The organism is Marinobacter salinisoli (assembly GCF_017301335.1).
Taxonomy (GTDB): domain Bacteria; phylum Pseudomonadota; class Gammaproteobacteria; order Pseudomonadales; family Oleiphilaceae; genus Marinobacter; species Marinobacter salinisoli.
The window spans coordinates 1,620,471-1,639,944 of the sequence record NZ_CP071247.1 but is presented as its reverse complement, the minus strand read 5'-3'; the positions used below and the strand labels follow the sequence as shown (position 1 = coordinate 1,639,944).

Annotated in this window: 20 protein-coding genes; 7 read left to right on the top strand and 13 right to left on the bottom strand. The window is 59.8% G+C overall.

The annotated features are described in order from the left end of the window. Positions 1-60 precede the first annotated feature (60 nt). The 9 genes from LPB19_RS07455 to LPB19_RS07415 form a co-directional block, all read right to left on the bottom strand. Positions 61-330: an HP0495 family protein gene (locus tag LPB19_RS07455; protein ID WP_206645432.1), complete on the bottom strand. Its 270-nt coding sequence runs from the start codon at positions 328-330 to the stop codon at positions 61-63. A 33-nt stretch (positions 331-363) separates the two neighbouring features. Further along, entirely contained in the window at positions 364-1,524 is a 1,161-nt protein-coding gene (locus LPB19_RS07450) for a D-alanyl-D-alanine carboxypeptidase family protein (RefSeq protein ID WP_206645431.1), read from the bottom strand. A 46-nt stretch (positions 1,525-1,570) separates the two neighbouring features. Continuing rightward, positions 1,571-2,461: a septal ring lytic transglycosylase RlpA family protein gene (locus tag LPB19_RS07445; RefSeq protein ID WP_206645430.1), complete on the bottom strand. Its 891-nt coding sequence runs from the start codon at positions 2,459-2,461 to the stop codon at positions 1,571-1,573. A 116-nt stretch (positions 2,462-2,577) separates the two neighbouring features. Next, positions 2,578-3,720: a rod shape-determining protein RodA gene (gene rodA / locus LPB19_RS07440; protein WP_206645429.1), complete on the bottom strand. Its 1,143-nt coding sequence runs from the start codon at positions 3,718-3,720 to the stop codon at positions 2,578-2,580. Beyond that, positions 3,720-5,615 carry a penicillin-binding protein 2 gene (mrdA, locus tag LPB19_RS07435; protein ID WP_206645428.1) on the bottom strand — a complete coding sequence of 632 codons (1,896 nt, stop codon included), beginning with the start codon at positions 5,613-5,615 and terminating at the stop codon, positions 3,720-3,722. Before mrdA ends, rodA begins: the two co-directional genes overlap by 1 nt. A gap of 9 nt (positions 5,616-5,624) precedes the next feature. Further along, complete coding sequence (gene rlmH / locus LPB19_RS07430) at positions 5,625-6,095, bottom strand: 23S rRNA (pseudouridine(1915)-N(3))-methyltransferase RlmH (RefSeq protein ID WP_206645427.1); 471 nt, start codon at positions 6,093-6,095, stop codon at positions 5,625-5,627. A gap of 2 nt (positions 6,096-6,097) precedes the next feature. Continuing rightward, positions 6,098-6,448 carry a ribosome silencing factor gene (gene rsfS / locus LPB19_RS07425; RefSeq protein WP_206645426.1) on the bottom strand — a complete coding sequence of 117 codons (351 nt, stop codon included), beginning with the start codon at positions 6,446-6,448 and terminating at the stop codon, positions 6,098-6,100. A 69-nt stretch (positions 6,449-6,517) separates the two neighbouring features. After that, positions 6,518-7,168, bottom strand: a complete 651-nt coding sequence (gene nadD / locus LPB19_RS07420; RefSeq protein WP_206645730.1) for a nicotinate-nucleotide adenylyltransferase — start codon at positions 7,166-7,168, stop codon at positions 6,518-6,520. Between the two features lie 5 nt (positions 7,169-7,173). Further along, complete coding sequence (locus tag LPB19_RS07415) at positions 7,174-8,427, bottom strand: glutamate-5-semialdehyde dehydrogenase (protein WP_206645425.1); 1,254 nt, start codon at positions 8,425-8,427, stop codon at positions 7,174-7,176. Positions 8,428-8,565: 138 nt separating this feature from the next. Here LPB19_RS07415 and LPB19_RS07410 point away from each other — a divergent pair, with 138 nt between their 5' ends. The 3 genes from LPB19_RS07410 to LPB19_RS07400 are packed head-to-tail and all read left to right on the top strand — an operon-like array spanning position 8,566 to position 12,025. After that, the gene (locus LPB19_RS07410) at positions 8,566-9,582 is read left to right on the top strand and encodes a GGDEF domain-containing protein (protein ID WP_206645424.1); all 1,017 of its coding nucleotides are present in this window, start codon (positions 8,566-8,568) and stop codon (positions 9,580-9,582) included. Beyond that, entirely contained in the window at positions 9,582-10,580 is a 999-nt protein-coding gene (locus tag LPB19_RS07405; protein ID WP_206645423.1) for a GGDEF domain-containing protein, read from the top strand. The genes LPB19_RS07410 and LPB19_RS07405 overlap by 1 nt, the downstream gene beginning before the upstream one ends. Next, positions 10,577-12,025 carry a bifunctional DedA family/phosphatase PAP2 family protein gene (locus tag LPB19_RS07400; protein ID WP_206645422.1) on the top strand — a complete coding sequence of 483 codons (1,449 nt, stop codon included), beginning with the start codon at positions 10,577-10,579 and terminating at the stop codon, positions 12,023-12,025. Before LPB19_RS07405 ends, LPB19_RS07400 begins: the two co-directional genes overlap by 4 nt. On the opposite strand, the gene LPB19_RS07395 is transcribed toward LPB19_RS07400, so the two are convergent. Then, the gene (locus LPB19_RS07395; protein WP_206645421.1) at positions 12,022-12,600 is read right to left on the bottom strand and encodes an LON peptidase substrate-binding domain-containing protein; all 579 of its coding nucleotides are present in this window, start codon (positions 12,598-12,600) and stop codon (positions 12,022-12,024) included. The two genes, LPB19_RS07400 and LPB19_RS07395, sit on opposite strands and share 4 nt — an antisense overlap. 51 nt (positions 12,601-12,651) lie before the next feature. Further along, positions 12,652-13,905: an HDOD domain-containing protein gene (locus LPB19_RS07390; RefSeq protein ID WP_206645729.1), complete on the bottom strand. Its 1,254-nt coding sequence runs from the start codon at positions 13,903-13,905 to the stop codon at positions 12,652-12,654. A gap of 171 nt (positions 13,906-14,076) precedes the next feature. Here LPB19_RS07390 and ilvD point away from each other — a divergent pair, with 171 nt between their 5' ends. Beyond that, positions 14,077-15,912, top strand: a complete 1,836-nt coding sequence (gene ilvD, locus LPB19_RS07385) for a dihydroxy-acid dehydratase (RefSeq protein WP_206645420.1) — start codon at positions 14,077-14,079, stop codon at positions 15,910-15,912. 59 nt (positions 15,913-15,971) lie between these two features. On the opposite strand, the gene LPB19_RS07380 is transcribed toward ilvD, so the two are convergent. Further along, positions 15,972-16,376 carry a peptidoglycan-binding domain-containing protein gene (locus LPB19_RS07380; RefSeq protein ID WP_206645419.1) on the bottom strand — a complete coding sequence of 135 codons (405 nt, stop codon included), beginning with the start codon at positions 16,374-16,376 and terminating at the stop codon, positions 15,972-15,974. A 121-nt stretch (positions 16,377-16,497) separates the two neighbouring features. Further along, the gene (locus LPB19_RS07375) at positions 16,498-17,595 is read right to left on the bottom strand and encodes an AI-2E family transporter (RefSeq protein ID WP_206645418.1); all 1,098 of its coding nucleotides are present in this window, start codon (positions 17,593-17,595) and stop codon (positions 16,498-16,500) included. Positions 17,596-17,732: 137 nt separating this feature from the next. On the opposite strand from LPB19_RS07375, the gene LPB19_RS07370 reads away from it, so the two are divergent. The 3 genes from LPB19_RS07370 to LPB19_RS07360 all read left to right on the top strand — a co-directional run bounded on the left by LPB19_RS07370 (position 17,733) and on the right by LPB19_RS07360 (position 19,474). Beyond that, positions 17,733-18,101 (top strand): hypothetical protein, encoded by a 369-nt coding sequence (locus LPB19_RS07370; RefSeq protein WP_407943945.1) that lies wholly within the window; start codon positions 17,733-17,735, stop codon positions 18,099-18,101. Positions 18,102-18,172: 71 nt separating this feature from the next. Further along, a complete protein-coding gene (locus LPB19_RS07365; RefSeq protein ID WP_228289238.1) occupies positions 18,173-18,427 on the top strand; it encodes a hypothetical protein in 255 nt (84 codons plus the stop codon). A gap of 147 nt (positions 18,428-18,574) precedes the next feature. After that, positions 18,575-19,474 (top strand): haloalkane dehalogenase, encoded by a 900-nt coding sequence (locus LPB19_RS07360; protein WP_206645417.1) that lies wholly within the window; start codon positions 18,575-18,577, stop codon positions 19,472-19,474.

The following is a 19,474-nucleotide window of genomic DNA, read 5'->3' as shown; positions in this document are numbered from 1 at the left end:
CCAGACACAACCTGCCTCTGGCCCTCTAAAGCAGGCTTGCGCCCGTGGCGCGGCAACCTGTCAGAGCACCATATGGACTCGACCGCTGGCCTTTAGTTCTTCAAACAGGGCCTTGAGCTGGGGTTCTCCGGTGGCGACGATTTTCAGCTGGACGGAGGAAAACCGGCCCTTGCTGCTCTCGTTTACCGAAATGCGGCTGTCATCAATACCCGGCGCGTGCCGTTCCACCACCTGTACCACAAAGTCGGTGAAATCCGGTGCGGCATCCCCGATCACTTTGATGACATAGTCACAGGGAAATTCGATTTTCGGTGCTTTCGGCTCACTCATGCCGTGATACTCCCCGGGGGACGCAGGCCACCCTTATTGAAATAGCTGGTAAAAGAAGAGCTTGATCGCATCCCAGATACGTTTGAAAAAGCCACCTTCCGGGATATCGGTGAGCGCCAGCACCGGCTGGTCGACCAGCACCTCATCCTCCAGGGATACCCGAACGCGCCCAAGCTCGTCACCGGCTTTAATTGGGGCCTTGATCACAGAATCCAAGTCAACGACGGATTCCAGGCTGCCACGGGAGCCCCGGGGGATGGTGACAAACACGTCTTCGTTCAGACCAACGGACAGCTGATCAGACTTGCCACCCCAGACTTGAGCCTCCATCAACTCCTGGCCGCTGCCGAACAGGCGTTCGCTTTCGTAGTAGCGGAAGCCGAAGTTGAGCATCTTCTGCACTTCCTGGGCACGCGACTCCGCACTGCTGGTTCCCATCACCACAGCGATAAACCGGGTGTCATTGCGTTTGGCCGACGCTACCAGGCAGTACCCCGCTTCTTCGGTGTGACCGGTTTTCAGGCCATCCACACTGTCATCACGCCACAGCAGGCTGTTGCGGTTGGGCTGACGGATGTTGTTGTAGGTGAACTGCTTCTCCGCATATAGCGGATAGTTTTCGGGATAGTCGTTGATGATCGCTTTGGCCAGCAGTGCCAGGTCGAAAGCGGTGGAATAATGATCATCCGCAGGCAAACCAGTGGCATTGGCGAAGCTGGTGTCTTTCATGCCAAGCAGTTGAGCCTGCTGATTCATGATGTCGACAAACGCTCCCTCGCTTCCGGCGACGAACTCGGCCAGCGCCACCGACGCATCGTTACCCGACTGGATAATCACCCCCTTCAGCAGGGTTTCCACGGGAACACTGGTGCCCTCGCGGACAAAGGTGCGGGACCCTTCGGTTTTCCAGGCGCGCACACTGATGGGCACCATGTCGGTCATACTGATGCGCCCTTCGTCCAGCTCACGCTCAACGATGTAGGCCGTCATCATCTTGGTCAGGCTCGCCGGCGGCAGCCGCTCATGGCTGTTTTCTTCCATGATGATCTGACCACTTTTCGGGTCCATGAGTACGTAGGAGCTGCCGGCAATCTGCGGTGGCGACGGAATCAGCACAGCCTGCGCCGATGCGTTAGCCGCCATAAGCAGAATGAGGATCACGGAGAATGAGCGAAGCAATAGTTTCAGGGCCATGAGTCTTCTTTCGTTCGTCGTCAGGTGTATGTGATTAAATTCGGTATCAGTGGTGATCGGTCAGCAAGATGGTCTGGGAAAATCCCCGGGCTTCCAGCATATTCTGTATGCGTCGGGCACTGTCCTCATCGCTGAAGGGGCCAACCTGAACCCGGTGAAAGCGTCCGGCACCGGTATCAATGGAACGCACCCGCATCGGATTCTGCAGAATGGCCCGGGCCTCGCCAAGCAGCCGCTCCGCCGGATCCCGGCTACTGAAAGAGCCGAGCTGCACAAATAACGCCGGGTTGCCAGAGCCTACCTGCCCGCCAGCGACCACCGGGCTTTCCAGCGACGGCACCGGTGCGCCCGGAACGAAGGGCTTGCCGGCAACAAACATGGCGCCGTCCGGTCGAACCGTGATGGCAGCCACTTCAACCCGGGCCGTTCCCCGGGCCTGGTAGCCAAGTTTCTTGGCCGCAGCGTAAGACAAGTCAATCACGCGATCGCTGTGAAAGGGCCCGCGATCATTCACTCTGACAATGACCGAGCGACCGTTATCCAGGTTCGTTACCCGGGCATAACTGGGTATGCGCAGCGATTTGTGCGCGGCCGTCATGGTGTACATGTCAAAGACCTCACCGTTGGAGGTCTTGTGACCGTGGAACTTTTCACCGTACCAGCTCGCCGTACCCCGGACCACATACCCGTCGTTACTGTCGAGTACGTGGTATTGCTTTCCCCACACCGTGTAAGGCGATTTATTGCCCGCCCGCCTCGGTTGTTCGTAAACCGGCCGGGCATCCGCCAGCCCCGATGCGTCAAAGTTACCGGACGGCGCGCGATCCTGAGACAAGGTATACCGTGACGAATGATCCGGCTCCGGTGCCGAGGCACAACCACCCAGTGCCAGCGCATTTAACGCCAAAAGCCATGAAAGCAGGAGCCTGTTATTCACCGTCCGGATACCCTCTTGTTCGAATCCAGCTCAAAACCACGACAGAATCAGCCATTATTGTAACGGGTTATAACGCGGATTCACCATTACCCTGCCGCCACGATTCCGCCTGAGGCTCAGGCAGTAATCATTCTCCGGTGGGTCTGGATGGACATCAACACGCCAAAGGCCGCCATCAATGTAACCCCGGAGGTCCCGCCGTAGCTGATCAGCGGCAACGGCACGCCCACCACCGGCAGCAGACCGCTTACCATCCCGACATTGACAAAAATGTAAATAAAGAACGTCATGGTCAGGGCGCCCGCCAGCAGGCGGCTGAACGAATCCTGAGCTGTAATCGAAATGTACAGGCAACGCAGGATGATCAGGAAATAGAGAATCATCAGCACCGTGACACCAACAAACCCAAACTCCTCCGCCAGCACGGCCACGATGAAGTCGGTATGGCTCTCGGGCAAAAACTCCAGGTGCGACTGGGTGCCCTGCAGCCAGCCCTTTCCCTCGATACCGCCGGAACCGATGGCCGTTTTCGACTGAATGATATTCCAGCCGGCACCGAGCGGATCGCTCTGGGGATCCAGCAAGGTCAACACTCGCTGTTTCTGGTATTCCCGCATTACGAAGAACCACATGACCGGGGCGGACACTCCCACCATGGCCACAAACGCGGCGATCAGTTTCCAACTGATGCCGGCGAAAAACACCACAAAGATCCCGGCCATTCCCACCAGCAGGGAAGTCCCCAGATCCGGCTGTTGCATGATCATCCCCATCGGGACCAGCACAATACCCAGGCCGACAAAGACATGCCGGGTTCGTGGCGGCAAATAGTGCCGCGACAGATACCAGGCGGCCATCATGGGCACCACCAATTTCATGATCTCTGAAGGCTGAAAACGAGGCAGGCCCGGCAAGGCCAGCCAACGCTGGGCCCCTTTCGCGCCGACCCCGACCAGCAAAACGGCCACCAGTGCCGCGATCCCTGCAACGTACAACCAGGGCGCCCAACGCCTGAACACGGCAGGATCCAGCTGGGCGAAGACCAGCATTACGATGAACGCGACACCGAGTCGGATACCCTGGGCTTTGACGACTTCAATGTTCCGGTCGGCACCACTGTACAGGATGAACAGCCCACCGCAGACCAGAAGAACCAGCAACAACAACAGGAGTGGATCCAGATGCAGCGTTGACCAAATGCCTCTGGGGCGGCCCAGCCGGCCTTCCGATGAAGCGTCGACGAAATCATTAACAGCCATTACTGCGTCTCCGCGGCCTGAGTGGTACTGACCAGAGGCTGCTGCTCCTGGCCATTCAGTTCCAGCAGCCAGGCGTCAAACAGCTCGCGAGCCACCGGCGCAGCGGTACTGCTGCCGCCGCCGCCGTTCTCAACAATCACGGCCACTGCGATTTGCGGGTTATCCAGAGGCGCGAAGCCCACAAACAAGGCGTGATCCCTGAGGCGTTCACGGATTTCCTCGGCGTCGTATTCCTCATCTTCCGCCAGACTGAACACCTGAGCTGTCCCGGTTTTCCCCGCCATCCGGTAGGGTGCGTCAGCGCCTGACTGGCGAGCGGTGCCTTTACGGCCATGCATGACTTCCGCCATGGTTTTGACCACAAAGTCCCAGTCGCTGGGGTCTTTCAGTTTCAGCGGCTCGTGCGTGCTGTCCGGTAGATACGTCTCCACCGGAGTGTCGCCCTCAATATCCATCAGCAGTCGGGGCTCGGACCAGACACCGCGGTTCGCAATCAGGGATGTCGCTGTCGCCAGCTGCAACGGCGTTGCCAGCATAAAGCCCTGGCCAATGCCCAGATTCACTGAATCCCCGGGATACCAGGGCTCATCGCGCATGGCCCGCTTCCACTCACGGGACGGCAGCAAACCACTGAGGGCGCCAGACACATCCAAAGCCGCGTCTTCCCCAAAGCCAAAGCGGGACAGGTAATTGTGCATAGTGTCGACGCCCATTTTCACCGCGATCTCGTAGTAATAAATGTCGCAGGACTCCGCCATGGCGTCCATCAGGTCGACCCAGCCATGACCGCCCCGCTTCCAGTCGCGGTAACGGCGACCGGCGTCGTTCAGCCGGAAGTACCCCGGATCCCAGATGGTGTAGTCCCGAGTCGTCGCGCCGCTGTCCAGCGCGGCGATGGCCAGCATGGGCTTGAGCGTTGATCCCGGCGGGTACTGCCCTCGCAGCGCCCGGTTGAACAGGGGCTTGTCCCGGCTCTCACTCAGCGCCCGGTAGTCTTTGACACTGATGCCGGTCACGAATTGGTTGGCGTCAAACCCCGGCACACTGGCCAACGCGAGTATCCCGCCAGTGGCCGGCTCAATGGCGACGATAGCGCCACGTCGTCCGTCCAGCAATTCGTGGGCACGTTGCTGCAGTCTTAGATCCAGATGGAGCTTCAGGTCCTCGCCGGGCACCGGATTTTCCCGTTCCAACACACGCAGTGTGCGGCCCCGCGCATTGGTTTCAACGTGCTGGTAACCCACCTGACCGTGCAGGATTTCCTCGTAGAAACGCTCGATGCCGGACTTGCCGATATAGTTGGTGCCGGCATAGTTGACCGGATCAATGCGCTGCAACTCATCCCGGTTGATGCGCCCGACAAACCCGAGAGCGTGGGCGGTCAATTCACTGTGGGGGTAGTAACGGACCAGTTCGGCCTTGACCTCAACGCCCGGCAGTTCATGGCGGTGTACCGCAAGGCGGGCCATTTCGCCATCAGTCAGGTCGTAACGAAGGGGGATTTCCTGAAAGGGACGCCGCGGTTCTCTGAGCCGGCGCTGAAATCGTTCAATGTCTTCCTCGGATACATCGAGAATGCCACCAAGCTCGGCAAGCGTGTCATCCATGCTGGCGACTCGCTCGGGAACCAGAGTAACGCTGAATACCGGACGGTTCTCAGCCAGCAGAATGCCGTTGCGGTCGTAGATCAATCCGCGCGGAGGTGCCACCGACTGGACCTGAACCCGGTTCTTGTCAGACAAGGTGGTATAAATGTCGTGTTCCAGAACCTGCAACTGATACATCCGGGCCAGCAGGCCACCCAGGCACACCAGCACCAGAGTCAGCATAACGGTGGCCCGGCGCTGGAACAGCCGGCGCTCGGCAGCAGTATCCTTGAACTCACCCCACGGCATAATAACGTCCTAGGCCCGGTGATAAGGATGGTTTCGGGTGATCGACCAAGCCCGGTACAGCTGCTCGGCCAACAGAATTCGCACCAGGGGATGCGGGAGGGTCAGTGGCGACAGCGACCACTGCTGATCCGCCCTTTGTCGGCAGGCATCGGCCAGCCCGTCCGGGCCGCCCACCAGAAAACTGACGTCGCGACCGTCCTGTTGCCAGCTTTCGAGCTGACTGGCCAGCTTTTCAGTCGTCCACGGACGACCGCCAACCTCAAGCGCGACCACCCGGTCTTTCGGGCCGGCCGCTGCCAGCAAGGCGTCACTTTCCCGTTGCATCAGTCTGGGGATATCCGGATTCTTGCCTCGATGGGGCATGGCAATTTCCACCAGCTCCAGAGGCAGTTCCGGCGGCATCCTGCGTGCGTAATCGCTATACCCCGTACTGACCCAGTCGGGCATCTTCTGCCCCACGCAGATCAGACGTAAACGCATGGTTATTCGCTGCCTGCAGCACCCAGGTCCGGAGCATCTCGCCAAAAGCGTTCCAGATCATAAAACTCCCGCGTTGCGGGCATCATGACATGAACAACAACGTCACCAAGATCGACCAGAATCCAGTCGCTGGTGGCGCCGCCTTCGACATTACTGGCTCGCACGCCTTCTTCCTTGGCGTCCGACACCACTGAGTCGGCCAGAGATTTTACATGACGGTTGGACGTTCCGGATGCCAGAACCATGAAGTCGGTAACGCTGGTTCGGTCACGGACATCAATGACACTGATGTCCTGTGCTTTCACCTCTTCAAGTGCATTAACGACGAGATCTTTCAGTTGTTCTGCCTGCATAATCACCCTGTTAGACGGGGCCTGCCAGAATGACAGCCCCAAAAGCCCTATTCAGACGCGATTGTAGCACTAAAAGTTCCGGTCAGGGCAGGCGCCATAGAGCCGCTGTTGACGAATTTCTCGCCAGACCGCATCGGGAAGCAGATATCGGGGCGATCGGCCTTCTGCGATGCGGGCCCGAATTGCCGTGGCAGAAATATCCAGCAGCGGAAGATCCAGCTCCAGCACCGCGCCGCACGGGCGCTCAAACAGCTCTCTTGGCTCGCGGGCGCCACGCTCCGACAGCAACCGGCCCGGTTGGCCGTCTGGGTCCACCCGATGACCGGAACGCCGGACCACGACGATATGGGCCAGTTCCGGAATGACCTGCCACTCGCGCCAACGGTCAAAGCCAGCAAACGCATCCGTTCCAACCACCATAGCCAGCGGCGTATCAGCGCCCAGCTCGTCGCGCAGTTGACGCAGGGTGTCGGCGGTGTAGGACGCCCCACCGCGCCGCAATTCCCGGGCATCCACACGCAGTTGCGCTTCGCCATCCACCGCCAGCTCCAGCATTCGCAGACGCTGTTCGGACGTCGCCCCTGTGCCGTCACGATGGGGCGGAATATGACACGGCATCAGGCTGACCCGCTCCACACCCAGGCGGTCGCTGACCTCCAGCGCCATGCGCAGGTGACCGTTGTGGACCGGATCAAACGTGCCGCCGTAGACGATGTGCATGGCCATCAGTTGCGGATATGACCGTCCCCGAACACCACGTATTTCTGGGACGTCAGGCCCTCAAGCCCCACCGGTCCGCGGGCGTGGATCTTGTCCGTCGAGATGCCGATTTCCGCCCCTAGGCCATACTCGAAGCCGTCCGCAAACCGGGTGGAGGCATTGACCATGACCGAGGCCGAATCCACTTCGGTCAGGAAGCGACGGGCCCGGGTGTAGTTTTCGGTCACAATACTGTCAGTGTGCTGCGAGCTGTAGCGGTTGATGTGCTCGATGGCTCCGTCCAGACCATCCACCACCCGCACCGCCAGGATCGGTGCCAGGTACTCGGCCTCCCAGTCACTTTCCTCTGCGGCCACGGCTTCAATCACTTCCCGCGTCCGCTCGCAACCGCGCAGTTCGACCCCCTTGGCAAGGAACTCGGTCGCCAGCAAGGGCAGCATATCCCCGGCAATCTCCGCATCAACCAGAAGGGTTTCCATGGTATTGCAGGTGCCGTACCGCTGGGTCTTGGCGTTAACCGCCACATTGATGGCCTTTTCCGGGTCTGCATGACTGTCGATGTAGACATGGCAGATGCCGTCGAGATGCTTGATCACCGGCACTTTGGCATCGCGACTGATGCGCTCAATCAGCCCCTTGCCACCACGAGGCACAATCACGTCCACATAGGCAGGCATGGTAATCAGCTCACCCACAGCGGCCCGATCGGTGGTCTTGATGACCTGCACCGCGGTTTCCGGCAACCCGGCCTCAGCCAGCCCCTGCGCCAGACACCGGGCAATGGCCTGATTGGAACAAATGGATTCAGACCCCCCGCGCAGGATCGCCGCATTGCCCGACTTCAGGCACAGGCTGGCAGCTTCGACCGTGACGTTGGGGCGCGATTCGTAAATGATGCCAATCACCCCCAGTGGCACACGCATTTTGCCCACCTGAATTCCGGAGGGGCGATAAGTCATGTCGGTAATCTCGCCCACCGGATCCGGCAAGGTCGCCACCTGCCGCAGCCCTTCAATCATGGTATCGATGCGCTCCGGCGTCAGCTCCAGACGATCCAGCATGGCCCGGTCCAGCCCTCGCGCCTGGCCATCTTCCAGATCCTTTGCATTCGCCGTGGCAAGCTCAGCCCGAGCCGCATCCAGCGCGTTCGCCGTCGCCAGCAAAGCCTGATTTCGCACCGCCGTGGTAGAACGCGCCACGAGGGTTGCGGCCGCCCGGGCCTGCTGCCCGATGTCAGCCATGTAAGCTGCTATATCCATCCGATTACCTTCGTGTTTTCGAGCAAAATTCACAAATAAGAGCTAACTTTACCTTGCCCGTTTCAAGTACGCACCCCAAACGGATATGATAGCGTCGCAACACCGCCATCACGCCAGGGAGCAGAGAGGAAGGACGCCATGGCCCAACTGGCCGAGAAATTCCTGTTGAGCAGATTGTCCCGCGCCGGTTTTGCGGCTCTGATTGCCATCGCTGCATTGGGTGTGTTTTCAGGAAACCCCATGACCGCCGCCGCTGCCGCCGCCGCAGCCGGGATTGTCATCTGTGCCAGAACCTTCCACCTGAACCGTCAGGATTCACCCTGGCCCCGTATCCAGCAACTGTTCTACGCGGCATTTCTGGGGCTTCTGATCGTCAGCCTCTGGACCGGCCCCTGGGAACTCCGGCACTGGCTATATGTCATGCCCCTACTCAGTTTTGCCCTGCTGCCACTGGGCATTGCCTCAGCCATTAACGTTATCATTCTGGGCCTGCTGGCTCTCACCCTGCCACTGGCCGAGGGCCTGCCGGAACGCCATCAGATGATCAGTGCCTTTCTGCTCACGGTACTGCTATCGGCGCTGCTGATCTTTCTCCGCGAGTACAAAGCACAGCAACTGGTGCCGCTGCGCCGGACCGACGAACTGACCCAGGCCGCCAGCCGGGAATACCTGTCAGCCGATTTGCACAAGGAAATCCAGCGCAGTGAACGAGAAGGGATCGACATGTCGATCATCATGATCGGACTGGACACCCACCTCACCGACCAGGCACCCCCGGACAAGGACATCCGCTCCATATTGCCGAGAGTCGGACGTTACCTGCATTCGCAACTCAGAGACTTTGACACCTACTATCGGGTGGCCGACCTTCAGTTCCTGATCATACTTCCCGGCGTATCCACCTCCGATGCCATTATTCGCTCGGACATCATTCGCAAGGGGCTGAACACGCTGCTGGAATCCTATGGCATGCAGCTGACGGTCAGTGCCGGCATTGCCGGGCTGAACATCGGCGATGACGCCGACAGCTTGCAACAGAGCGCTGCCAATGCCCTGCGCCGGGCCCAACAACAGGGCGGCGACCGCACCCAGGCCTACAGTGCCTGGAGCCAAGCAGGAACCGCGGGACCAGCTTCCGCCGAGGGAACCGCCTGATGACCGAAACCCAACTTCGTACCTGGACTCACGGCATCGGCTACGGACTGGCCACCGCATTTATCTTCATGCTGGCCCTGCAGAACCTGAGATACGGCTTTTACGATTTGTTCTACCTTGCCGCCACCCTGTCTGCCCTGACGCTCATCGGCCTCGCCTATACCATTCTGTGCCGCAGGAGCCAGCTCTCCGCCAAAGGCCATCTGCTGATCCTGATCGGCCTCAACAGTGGCCTGCTCACCGCACTGCTGACCCTCGACACGCCGGGCATCATTCACTGGGCGATGCCTCTGCTGGTACTTAACCTGCTGATTCTGCCACTCCGACAAGGTGTGGCGCTGTCCCTACTGCTGGTGCTGCCGGCCTCCGCCATCCTGCTGTTTGAGGCGCCTCTGCTGGAAGCCATTACCCGGATTGCCGGACTGTTCATCCTGCTGACGGCAGCGGCGCTTTATATCTGGCATTACGACCACATGGCACAGTCCGCGGAAGACCTGGCCATCACCGATCCGGTTACCGGTGCCCACAATGCACGCTTCCTGGACGAATCCCTGCAGAAGGAAATCAGCCGGGCCATCGCCACCGGGCATCCATTGTCGGTGATCAATCTCAGCATCGACTACGTCGATGGCCTGGCAGACCTGCACGGCAAGAACAGCCTGCAAACCCTGTATCAGAACATGACCGAGCACCTGTTCACCGTGATTCGGGCGGGCGACACCCTGTACACACTGAACGACACTGAATTCTTCCTCATTCTTCCGTTCACACCGGAAGAAGGCGTCCGGGTCATTGCCGAGCGCATTCGTCGCACCATCGCCGAGCATCAGTGGCCCAGTATCGGCCGAGCCACGGTATCTATTGGCGCCACCACTCGCGGCAACGGCGACACGCGCACCGACGCACTGCGCAAGCGGGCCCACCAAGCGATGCTCGATGCCAGGAAGCGCGGCGCGGATTCAGTCTGGTTCAGTGCGGGAGAGACCGTAACGGCATGAACGAAGGCTGGCTGAGCGAACTGTCCGCCTGGCTGTCGCTGCACCCGGGCTGGCTGGCCCTCGCGCTGTTCATGACGGCCTTCGTCGAGTCCCTGGCCATCGCCGGGGTGATCGTCCCCGGGGTCGCCATCCTGTTTGCCTTTGCCGCGCTGGCCGGCAAGACCGGCATGCCTATAGCCGAGGCATTGGCCTGGGCCGGGCTCGGGGCCATTGCGGGCGATGTTTTGAGCTTCGCCATCGGCCGGAAACTTCAGGGCCGGCTTGATGCCGTCTGGCCCTTCAGCCGCTACCCCTACCTGATCGCCAAGGGCGAATCCTTTTTCCTCAGGCACGGCGGCAAAAGTGTGGTCATCGGCCGTTTCGTGGGGCCGGTCCGGCCGGTCATTCCACTGGTGGCGGGCACCCTGAGCATGCCCTGGCGACGCTTCCTCACGTTCAACATTTTCTCTGCCATTGGCTGGGCACCGGTGTACATCTTGCCGGGGTTTCTGGTGGGCAGTGCTCTGGCCAGCGAGATCAAACCGCCGGCGCATTTTTACCCGGTGATGGGAATCAGCCTCGCGGTCGTCGCACTGGTTTACCTGTTAATAATCCAGTTCCAGCTCAGACTGACCGACGGCGGGCGTTTGTATCACTGGCTGGAAGGCAAAATGGCCGGGTACGACGCCACTCACCGCTTCTGGCGCCTTTATACCAACCACCGCCCCGCCCGCGCCGGCGAATTTCCCCTTGCCTCACTGATCATGGCGGTTGGCGCGCTGGGGCTGCTCATAATCTGGGGCCAGCTCGCGACACAAACCGATGTACTGTCTCCGTTCGACGAACAAGCATTGCTCTGGTTCCAGCAACTTCGCCAGCCCTTATTCGACGGCCCGGCGATTACCGCGACCCTGCTGGGCGATACACCGGTATTGCTGGCAGGTGCCGCACTCGCCTGCCTGACGCTGGCCTTTCGGGGATACTATGCCGCAGCACTGCATATCACAGGCGCGGCGGTGCTGACCTTTGCCCTGGTCTGGCTGGCAAAATCAACATTGGGGGTCGTTCGCCCGGACACCGTGGTCAGTCCGCCCGGTTCCGGGGCTTTCCCCAGCGGCCACAGCACGGGCATCACAGTGTTCACCCTTCTCCTGGCAAGCTTCGTGGCCGCCGAAAGCAAACCGGGGAAACGCTGGCAGGTTTACACCCTGTGCTCGCTGCCATTGATACCCGTCGCCCTGAGCCGGCTTTATCTGGGGGTACACTGGTTTACGGACGCCGTCGGAGGGATTCTGCTGGGGCTTGCCATCACCGGCATGGTGCGCGCCAGCTACAGTCGCTATGACCGGACTCATCTAACATCCGAGGTTTTTACGCTGCTGGCAGCCGGTGTCTGGCTGGCATTCACCATAGGTTACATGGTCGTCAACTGGCCCGACGCCGAGGCCAGTTTTCGCCCGCTCTAACCCTCTTCGAGTGCTTCCAGCAACTCCTGCAAGCGGCTCAGACGCTCCAGAGGATCCTGCAACTCAACGAGCCGCTGTTTCTCCTGCTTATCGAAGGGCAGCAGTTCGGTCAAGCGCCAGCCGACCTCGCGGGCATCGCCGAAGTCGACATCCATGTCCAGGTCCCGCACCACGGGGTGCCGGAACAACGCCTTGAGCACGGACGGCAGCTCCCCGAAACACTCGGGAACATCGCTGTCGGCCTCATCAAGCAGCATTTCCACATCGCCAATATTCAGGCCATCCTCCTGCTGCCAGCTGCGCACTACGGTCACCTTCGCCACGCCCTCTGCGGTGATACCCAGAAGGCCGTTATCCAGCTGCTGGAAATCAATGATCCGCACGTAGGTGCCGATGTCGTAGAAAGCAGCCGCAGCATCGGTTTCCCGGCCGTCCCGGAGCAACACCACGACAAAGCCGCGATCCTCCTTCAGGCAGCTAGTGAGCATATCAATGTAGCGTGGTTCAAACAGTTGCAGGGGAATTCTGCCTTTGGGGAGCACGATCGAGTTGAGCGGAAAAAGAGGTACATTCATAGTTGGCTTGGGACCAATCAGCAATATTCAACAATTAGACGCACCGGATCGTCAGCGAATGGACAGCAGTTGCTGCACATCCTCAACCCGAGTCCGCGCCTCCGTCAGAACCTGAAGACTTCTCGATGCATTCAGCCCCAGCGCGCCGAGTCTGCGATAGGCCGGCACTTCAGCAAAGGGCGGCAGCTCGGCACCCTGATTCGAGCCAATCATAGAGTGCATTTGCGCGACAATCACCACATCCGCCAGCTGGGGGGAGGCTTCCCGACTTTCGAACTGCCAATCCTCGGCATGCCGGGCGGATTCGACAAAGGCTGGCGAAAACGACCAGCTTTCCAGCACTGAGGCCCCCACATCCGCGCGAAGTTCCCGCACCACCTCGGCAAGCAACGACTCGTCTCTACTTAGACTAGCATGCCGTTCGGCATGAACCAGCAAAGGCACCGAACCGATATCGTGAAGCAGGCCGGCCAGCATCGCTTCTTCCGGATTAAGCCGGGTCGCCCGATCCGCCAGCACCCAGCAAAGCGCCGCCACTTCCCGGGAGTGCCTCCACAAGGACTCCATGGCGGCTTTGAGGGTTGGGCTCTGAGCCCGGAACACTTCGCGCATGGAAAAAACCGTCACCAGCTGACGAGTCGTCCGCATACCCAGGCGCACGACGGCATCCCGCACACTATGGACCTCGCTGAAGCCGCGATAAAGCGGGCTGTTGCAGGCCCGGACCAACTTCGCGGCCATGGCCGGATCCGCCGATACGGCCATGGCCACGTCGTCTGCCGAGGACTCATCGCTGTCCACCGTCCGGCAGACCTTCCAGGCCACATCCGGAAGACTGGGCACGGCCACCTGATTCGTCCGCAGCTCGGCATAAAACGCCATAAGCAGCGCGTGCTCACGGTCTTCCTCGAAAGCGTCAGAACGCTCGCCGCGGCCGTCCGGGCGAACCACCGGAGCCTCCCGCAGCATCTGATTCAACGTGCGCTGATCGATCGACACAATCTCGCCGGCAGCCACGGCGGTCACGTCATATAACCTCGGCTGCCGCCGCGCAATGGCGACCTTCGCCTGGGGAGAATGGGCCTCCACCAGCGTTTTCTGTCCATCCATGGTCGCCAGCTCCAACTTGCCCTCAAGCAGGAACACGTCTCTGCCGTCCCGGCCACCACGCTCTGCCACTTTCTGACCAGCACCAATCCGCCGGCGCTCAACCCGGCTGGCGAGCAGCACCAGTTGATCGTCGCCAAGCCGATCCAGCGGCTGAAACTCCCTGAGCCGGCGGAGCAATCCGTCTTCCGCCGCCATCGGCGAGCTTATGCTCCGGGTCTGATTCATTAAGTGGCTACTCCCATTGAAACTGCTCGAAAATTTCGACGCTTAAAACATCCTGCTAGGGAATTCTAATCTGGTATCCTTCTGTTTTGCACACGCTATAACCATAACGTTTAACTGGAATCAAAGAGAGATCACAGCACCATGCCACAGTATCGTTCGCGGACATCCACCGCCGGCCGCAACATGGCCGGCGCCCGGGCCCTCTGGCGCGCCACCGGTATGAAGACCGAGGACTTCGGCAAACCCATTATCGCGGTTGCCAATTCCTTCACTCAGTTCGTACCCGGCCACGTTCACCTGAAAGATCTGGGCCAGCTGGTGTGCCGCGAAATCGAAGCCTCCGGCGGCGTTGCCAAAGAGTTCAATACCATTGCCGTTGACGATGGCATCGCCATGGGGCACGACGGCATGCTCTATTCCCTGCCATCGCGAGAGATCATCGCAGACTCCGTCGAGTACATGGTCAATGCGCACTGTGCCGACGCCCTGGTGTGCATTTCCAACTGCGACAAAATCACCCCGGGCATGCTGATGGCGGCCATGCGTCTGAACATCCCGACCATTTTCGTCTCCGGCGGGCCAATGGAAGCCGGCAAAACCAAACTGTCTGAGCACAAGCTTGACCTGGTCGATGCCATGGTCATCGCAGCCGATCCAAACGCCGACGATGAAACCGTGGCCGAATACGAGCGCAGCGCCTGCCCGACCTGCGGTTCCTGCTCCGGCATGTTCACCGCCAACTCCATGAATTGCCTGACCGAAGCCATTGGCCTGGCGCTGCCCGGCAACGGCTCGATGCTGGCCACCCATGCCGACCGCGAACAACTGTTCCTGAAAGCCGGTCGCCAGATTGTGGAGAATGCGCGCCGGTTTTACGAGGAAGACGACGCCAGCGTACTTCCCCGCAGCATTGCCTCCATGGCTGCGTTTGAAAATGCCATGATTCTGGACATCGCCATGGGCGGGTCGACCAATACCATCCTGCACCTGCTGGCCGCAGCCCAGGAAGGCCTGGTTCCGTTCACCCTGAACGAAATAGATCAGCTCTCCCGGCGTGTCCCCCAGTTAAGCAAGGTGGCCCCCAACTCGCCGAAATATCACATGGAAGACGTTCATCGTGCCGGCGGCATCATGGGCATTCTGGGCGAGCTTGAGCGCGGCGGGCTGATCAACGCCGACCTGCCCACGGTTCACAGCAAGACACTGAAAGAAGCGCTTGATACCTGGGACATCATGCGTTCCCCGTCGGCCGACGTGGTGGAATTCTACAAGGCTGGCCCCGCTGGCATCCCCACCCAGACCGCCTTCAGTCAGAATACACGCTGGCCCACGCTGGACGGCGATCGGGAAAACGGCTGCATCCGCTCCGTGGAGCACGCCTACTCCTCCGAAGGTGGCCTGGCCGTTCTGTACGGCAACATTGCCCTCGACGGCTGCGTGGTCAAAACCGCCGGCGTGGATGAGAGCATTTTCGTATTTGAAGGCACTGCCCGCGTTTTCGAAAGCCAGGATTCCGCAGTGGCCGGCATTCTTAGTGATGAGGTGAAACCGGGTGACGTCGTGATCATTCGCTACGAAGGCCCGAAAGGTGGCCCCGGCATGCAGGAAATGCTGTACCCGACCAGCTACCTGAAATCCAAGGGACTCGGCAAGGATTGTGCGCTGCTGACTGATGGCCGTTTCTCGGGCGGCACCTCGGGCCTTTCCATCGGGCACGCTTCCCCGGAAGCCGCAGCCGGCGGTGCGATCGGTCTGATTGAAGATGGCGACCGGATTCGCATCGACATTCCAAACCGCAGCATCAACGTGGAGCTGGATCAATCAGAGCTGGATCGTCGCCGGGCAGCCCGGGACGCCAAGGGCTGGAAGCCGGAGCTGGCGCGGGACCGCAAAGTGTCAGCCGCCCTCAAGGCCTATGCCCTGCTGGCCACCAGTGCCGACAAAGGCGCCGTCCGGGACCTTTCCAAACTGGACTGACCGCCCGGCGATAAAAAAGCCCGCCAGATTGGCGGGCTTTTTTTGATCCTCAAAACCGGTTACCAGAGCGACCAGCCTTCGTCTTCATCTTTGTCAGTCGAAGCGTCGTCCCCGGCGTCGGCGGTTTTCGCCGGTGCGGCGGCCTGCTCTTTCTTGGCCGGAGCGCTGGCCTTGTCAGCGGCGGCGGCCACCTGAACAGACACCATGCCCAATGCCTTCTTGGTGGCATCATCCACGACGCCGGTTACTGCAATACCGCTGTCTTGCTGGAATTTTTTGAGCGACGCACGAGTCGCCTCGTCCATCTGCGGACTCACGTTTGCAATGCTATAGCCTGCGCCGTACAGCGCGTTCTTCAGTGCAACGGTTTCATCTGCGGCAAACGCTGCGGGTGCGAACCCAAGCATTACCGCCGCTCCCACCGCGACAGCCATTCGGCTCATAGAGTTATTTGTTTTTTTCATGCTACTCACCTGCTTACTCCTGATATCTTAGCGATACCCATTCTTTATTGTTATGTGGCGCCGATCTCCACAGGCTTGGGCAAAGTGTGAACATCGTATCACACTTTCCGAGAACGTCATCTCAAACGGATTTGTCAACATCCGACGCCTCCCCCACGGGGGTTTGCACCACGTCTGACCCCTCGCCAAACTCGCGAATAAAGATACCCCAGAAGGCCATGAACAGTGCCGCCACCAGCGGCCCCATGACAAACCCATTAATCCCGAACATAACGAGTCCGCCGAGCGTCGACAACAACACAATGTAATCGGGCAGCTTGGTGTCCCGTCCGACCAACACCGGGCGCAAGAGATTGTCCGCCAGCCCGATCACCAAGACACCAAAGGCGGTCAGGATCACGGCTTCAACAACGTCACCAACAGCGGCCAGGTAGATGGCCGCCGGCACCCAGACCAAACCGGCGCCAACCGCCGGCAGCAGCGAAACAACCGCCATCACCACGCCCCAGAGCAGCGCACCGCTGATACCCAGCATCCAGAAAATCAGCCCGCCCAAGGCACCCTGGATGATGGCGATCAGCAAGTTGCCCTTGACGGTGGCACGGGTCACCTCGGCAAACTTGGCAAACAGCAAGCGCTCGCGCTCATCTCCCAGGGGCAGTGCACGGATGATCAGCTCCACCAGCTTGTCGCCGTCACGCAGGAAAAAGAACGCCAGGTACACCATCAGCGCCTGACCGAGGAAGAACTGAAACGTATTCTGCCCGACCCCAATCGCCTGCTTGGCCAGAAACTGACTACCGCCGACGAAAAGACTGACTGCCCGGTCCCGAAGCTCTGCAAAATCGATCCCGAACGGAGCAAGGAACGCCTCGATCGCCGGGAAAGAATCGGCCACCTGGTCAATGTAATCGCCCGGACGAATCTCCCCGCTCTGAATACGCTGATACAGCCCCACCCCTTCTGCGACCAGCGAGGTCACCAGCACCAGCACCGGAATCACCACGATCACCATGCAGCAAACCAACGTAATCAGCGCGTTCAGGTTTGGCCGGTCACCCAGCTTGCGGATCACCATTTGCTGTACGGGGTGAAAAATAAGGGCAATGGCCACAGCCCAGAAAATAGGCCCGAAGAAGGGTTTCATCAGAAAGACAAAGGCCAGAGAGACCCCGACAAGCAGAGCCAGAAAAGTCCGTGTTTCCAATTTTGCGTACATACCGTGACGGTTCCTCACAAACTGAAGCAGAGAAGGCCCTTCTTTACGGGGGCCAAGTCGATCGCAGCAACTGGCTTAGCCTACCATGGCATCGTGGCCATCGCAGGCCACTTCAGGTTATAGTGATCGGCTGTTGATTGAGATTTGAACAGGTTGTTCTGGTGGATTTGGAGCAATTTAACGAAGAAACGGCCCTGGAGGCCGCAGTTGAACTTCGCCGGGTTCTGGCCGCCCGCACCCACCGCCGCAAGGTGATGGGTCACGAGGTCGTCGTTCCTGGCCAACTGGGTGAAGCACTTCACTTACCCAGGACAATCAACCGTTTACAAAGCAAACAACAAAAACAGCGGGACCTGGGTCTGGACGATTTCCACGAGCTTTGGCCGACCCTTTCCCCGGCTACCCGGGAAAAGGTCCTTGGCGCCATCGGCTGGTACGATCCGAAAGAGCTGGACTGGGAGGACAAACGCTCCAACCGCCGGCCGGTGGTCGACCCCGGCGACTAGACCGTATTACATCCCGCAGACTTTAAACCGTCACATCCTGTCCCTATTGTGGATTGAACAGGAGGATTTTAATGAGTATGAACGAACAACAAATCTTTAACGCCGTCGCGGCCGAGAACAGTGCGGTCCCGACCCTGCTTTGTGGCCATTGCCACTCGACCCTGTCACGGGCCAAAATTTTCCGGACTGAGGGCGGCGAATTGCCGAATGTTAACTGCCAGACAATTGGCTACTGCTCGGCCGACGATTGCGGCGCCGTCAACTGCTGTGACGAGGCCATGAGCGCCTTCGAAAATAGCGAACAGCTACTCGGCCTTGCCAGTTGACGCAAACCGGCAACGCACTGTTACGCAAGTCAAACACATAAAACGCCCATCTGAATTATCCTTCCTTTTTACGATTGCTCCGGAGGCTTTTCGCCTCTAGGCAGCCTCCGGCAATCACGCAACCAATCAGTCAGGACAGTCGATGGCATGCGTATTCTGAGAACCGATGAAGGTCGTTTTACCGACCTCCCGGACTACCCGTTTGCGCCAAATTATCTGGATGTGGCTCCGGACCTCAGGATGCACTATGTCGACGAGGGACCGGCCGATGCGCCCCCGGTTTTGATGCTGCACGGTGAGCCCTCCTGGTCTTACCTGTACCGGCACATGATCCCTCTTGTCGCCAGTGCCGGCTACCGGGTGCTGGCGCCTGATCTCATCGGATTTGGCAAATCAGACAAACCGGCAGCCGTGGAAGACTACAGTTACGATCGCCACATGGACTGGCTGGTGAACTGGGTGGAACAGCTGGACCTGAGCAACATCACACTGGTGTGTCAGAACTGGGGCTCGCTGCTCGGATTGAGACTGGCGGCAGAAAACCCTCACCGATTCGCCCGGATCATTGTCGGCAACGGCATGCTGCCCACGGGCGAAAACCGGGTGACCACCACGTTTACGCTCTGGAAGGCCTTCGCGTCCTACAGCCCCTGGCTGCCCATCGGTCGGGTGGTTCAGCTGGGCACGGACCGCATGCTGTCCAAAGGCGAGCTGGCGGCATACGAAGCCCCGTTCCCGTCTGACCAACATAAAGCCGGTGCGCGGGCGTTTCCCAAGTTGGTACCGGTGTCCAGTGAAGATCCGTCCAGCGCGGCCAACCGGGAAGCCTGGCGCGCCCTGGAAAAGTGGCGCAAGCCGTTTATTACCTGCTTCAGCAGTGGAGACCCGATTACGCGGGGCTGCGATCGCTACATGCAGAGGCGCATTCCCGGCGCTTACGGCCAGCCCCACACCACCCTGCGTGGCGGGCACTTCCTGCAAGAGGACTCACCCCGGGAATTTGCGCGCATCATCATCGATGCACTCAAATCACAGATGGCGGCCTGA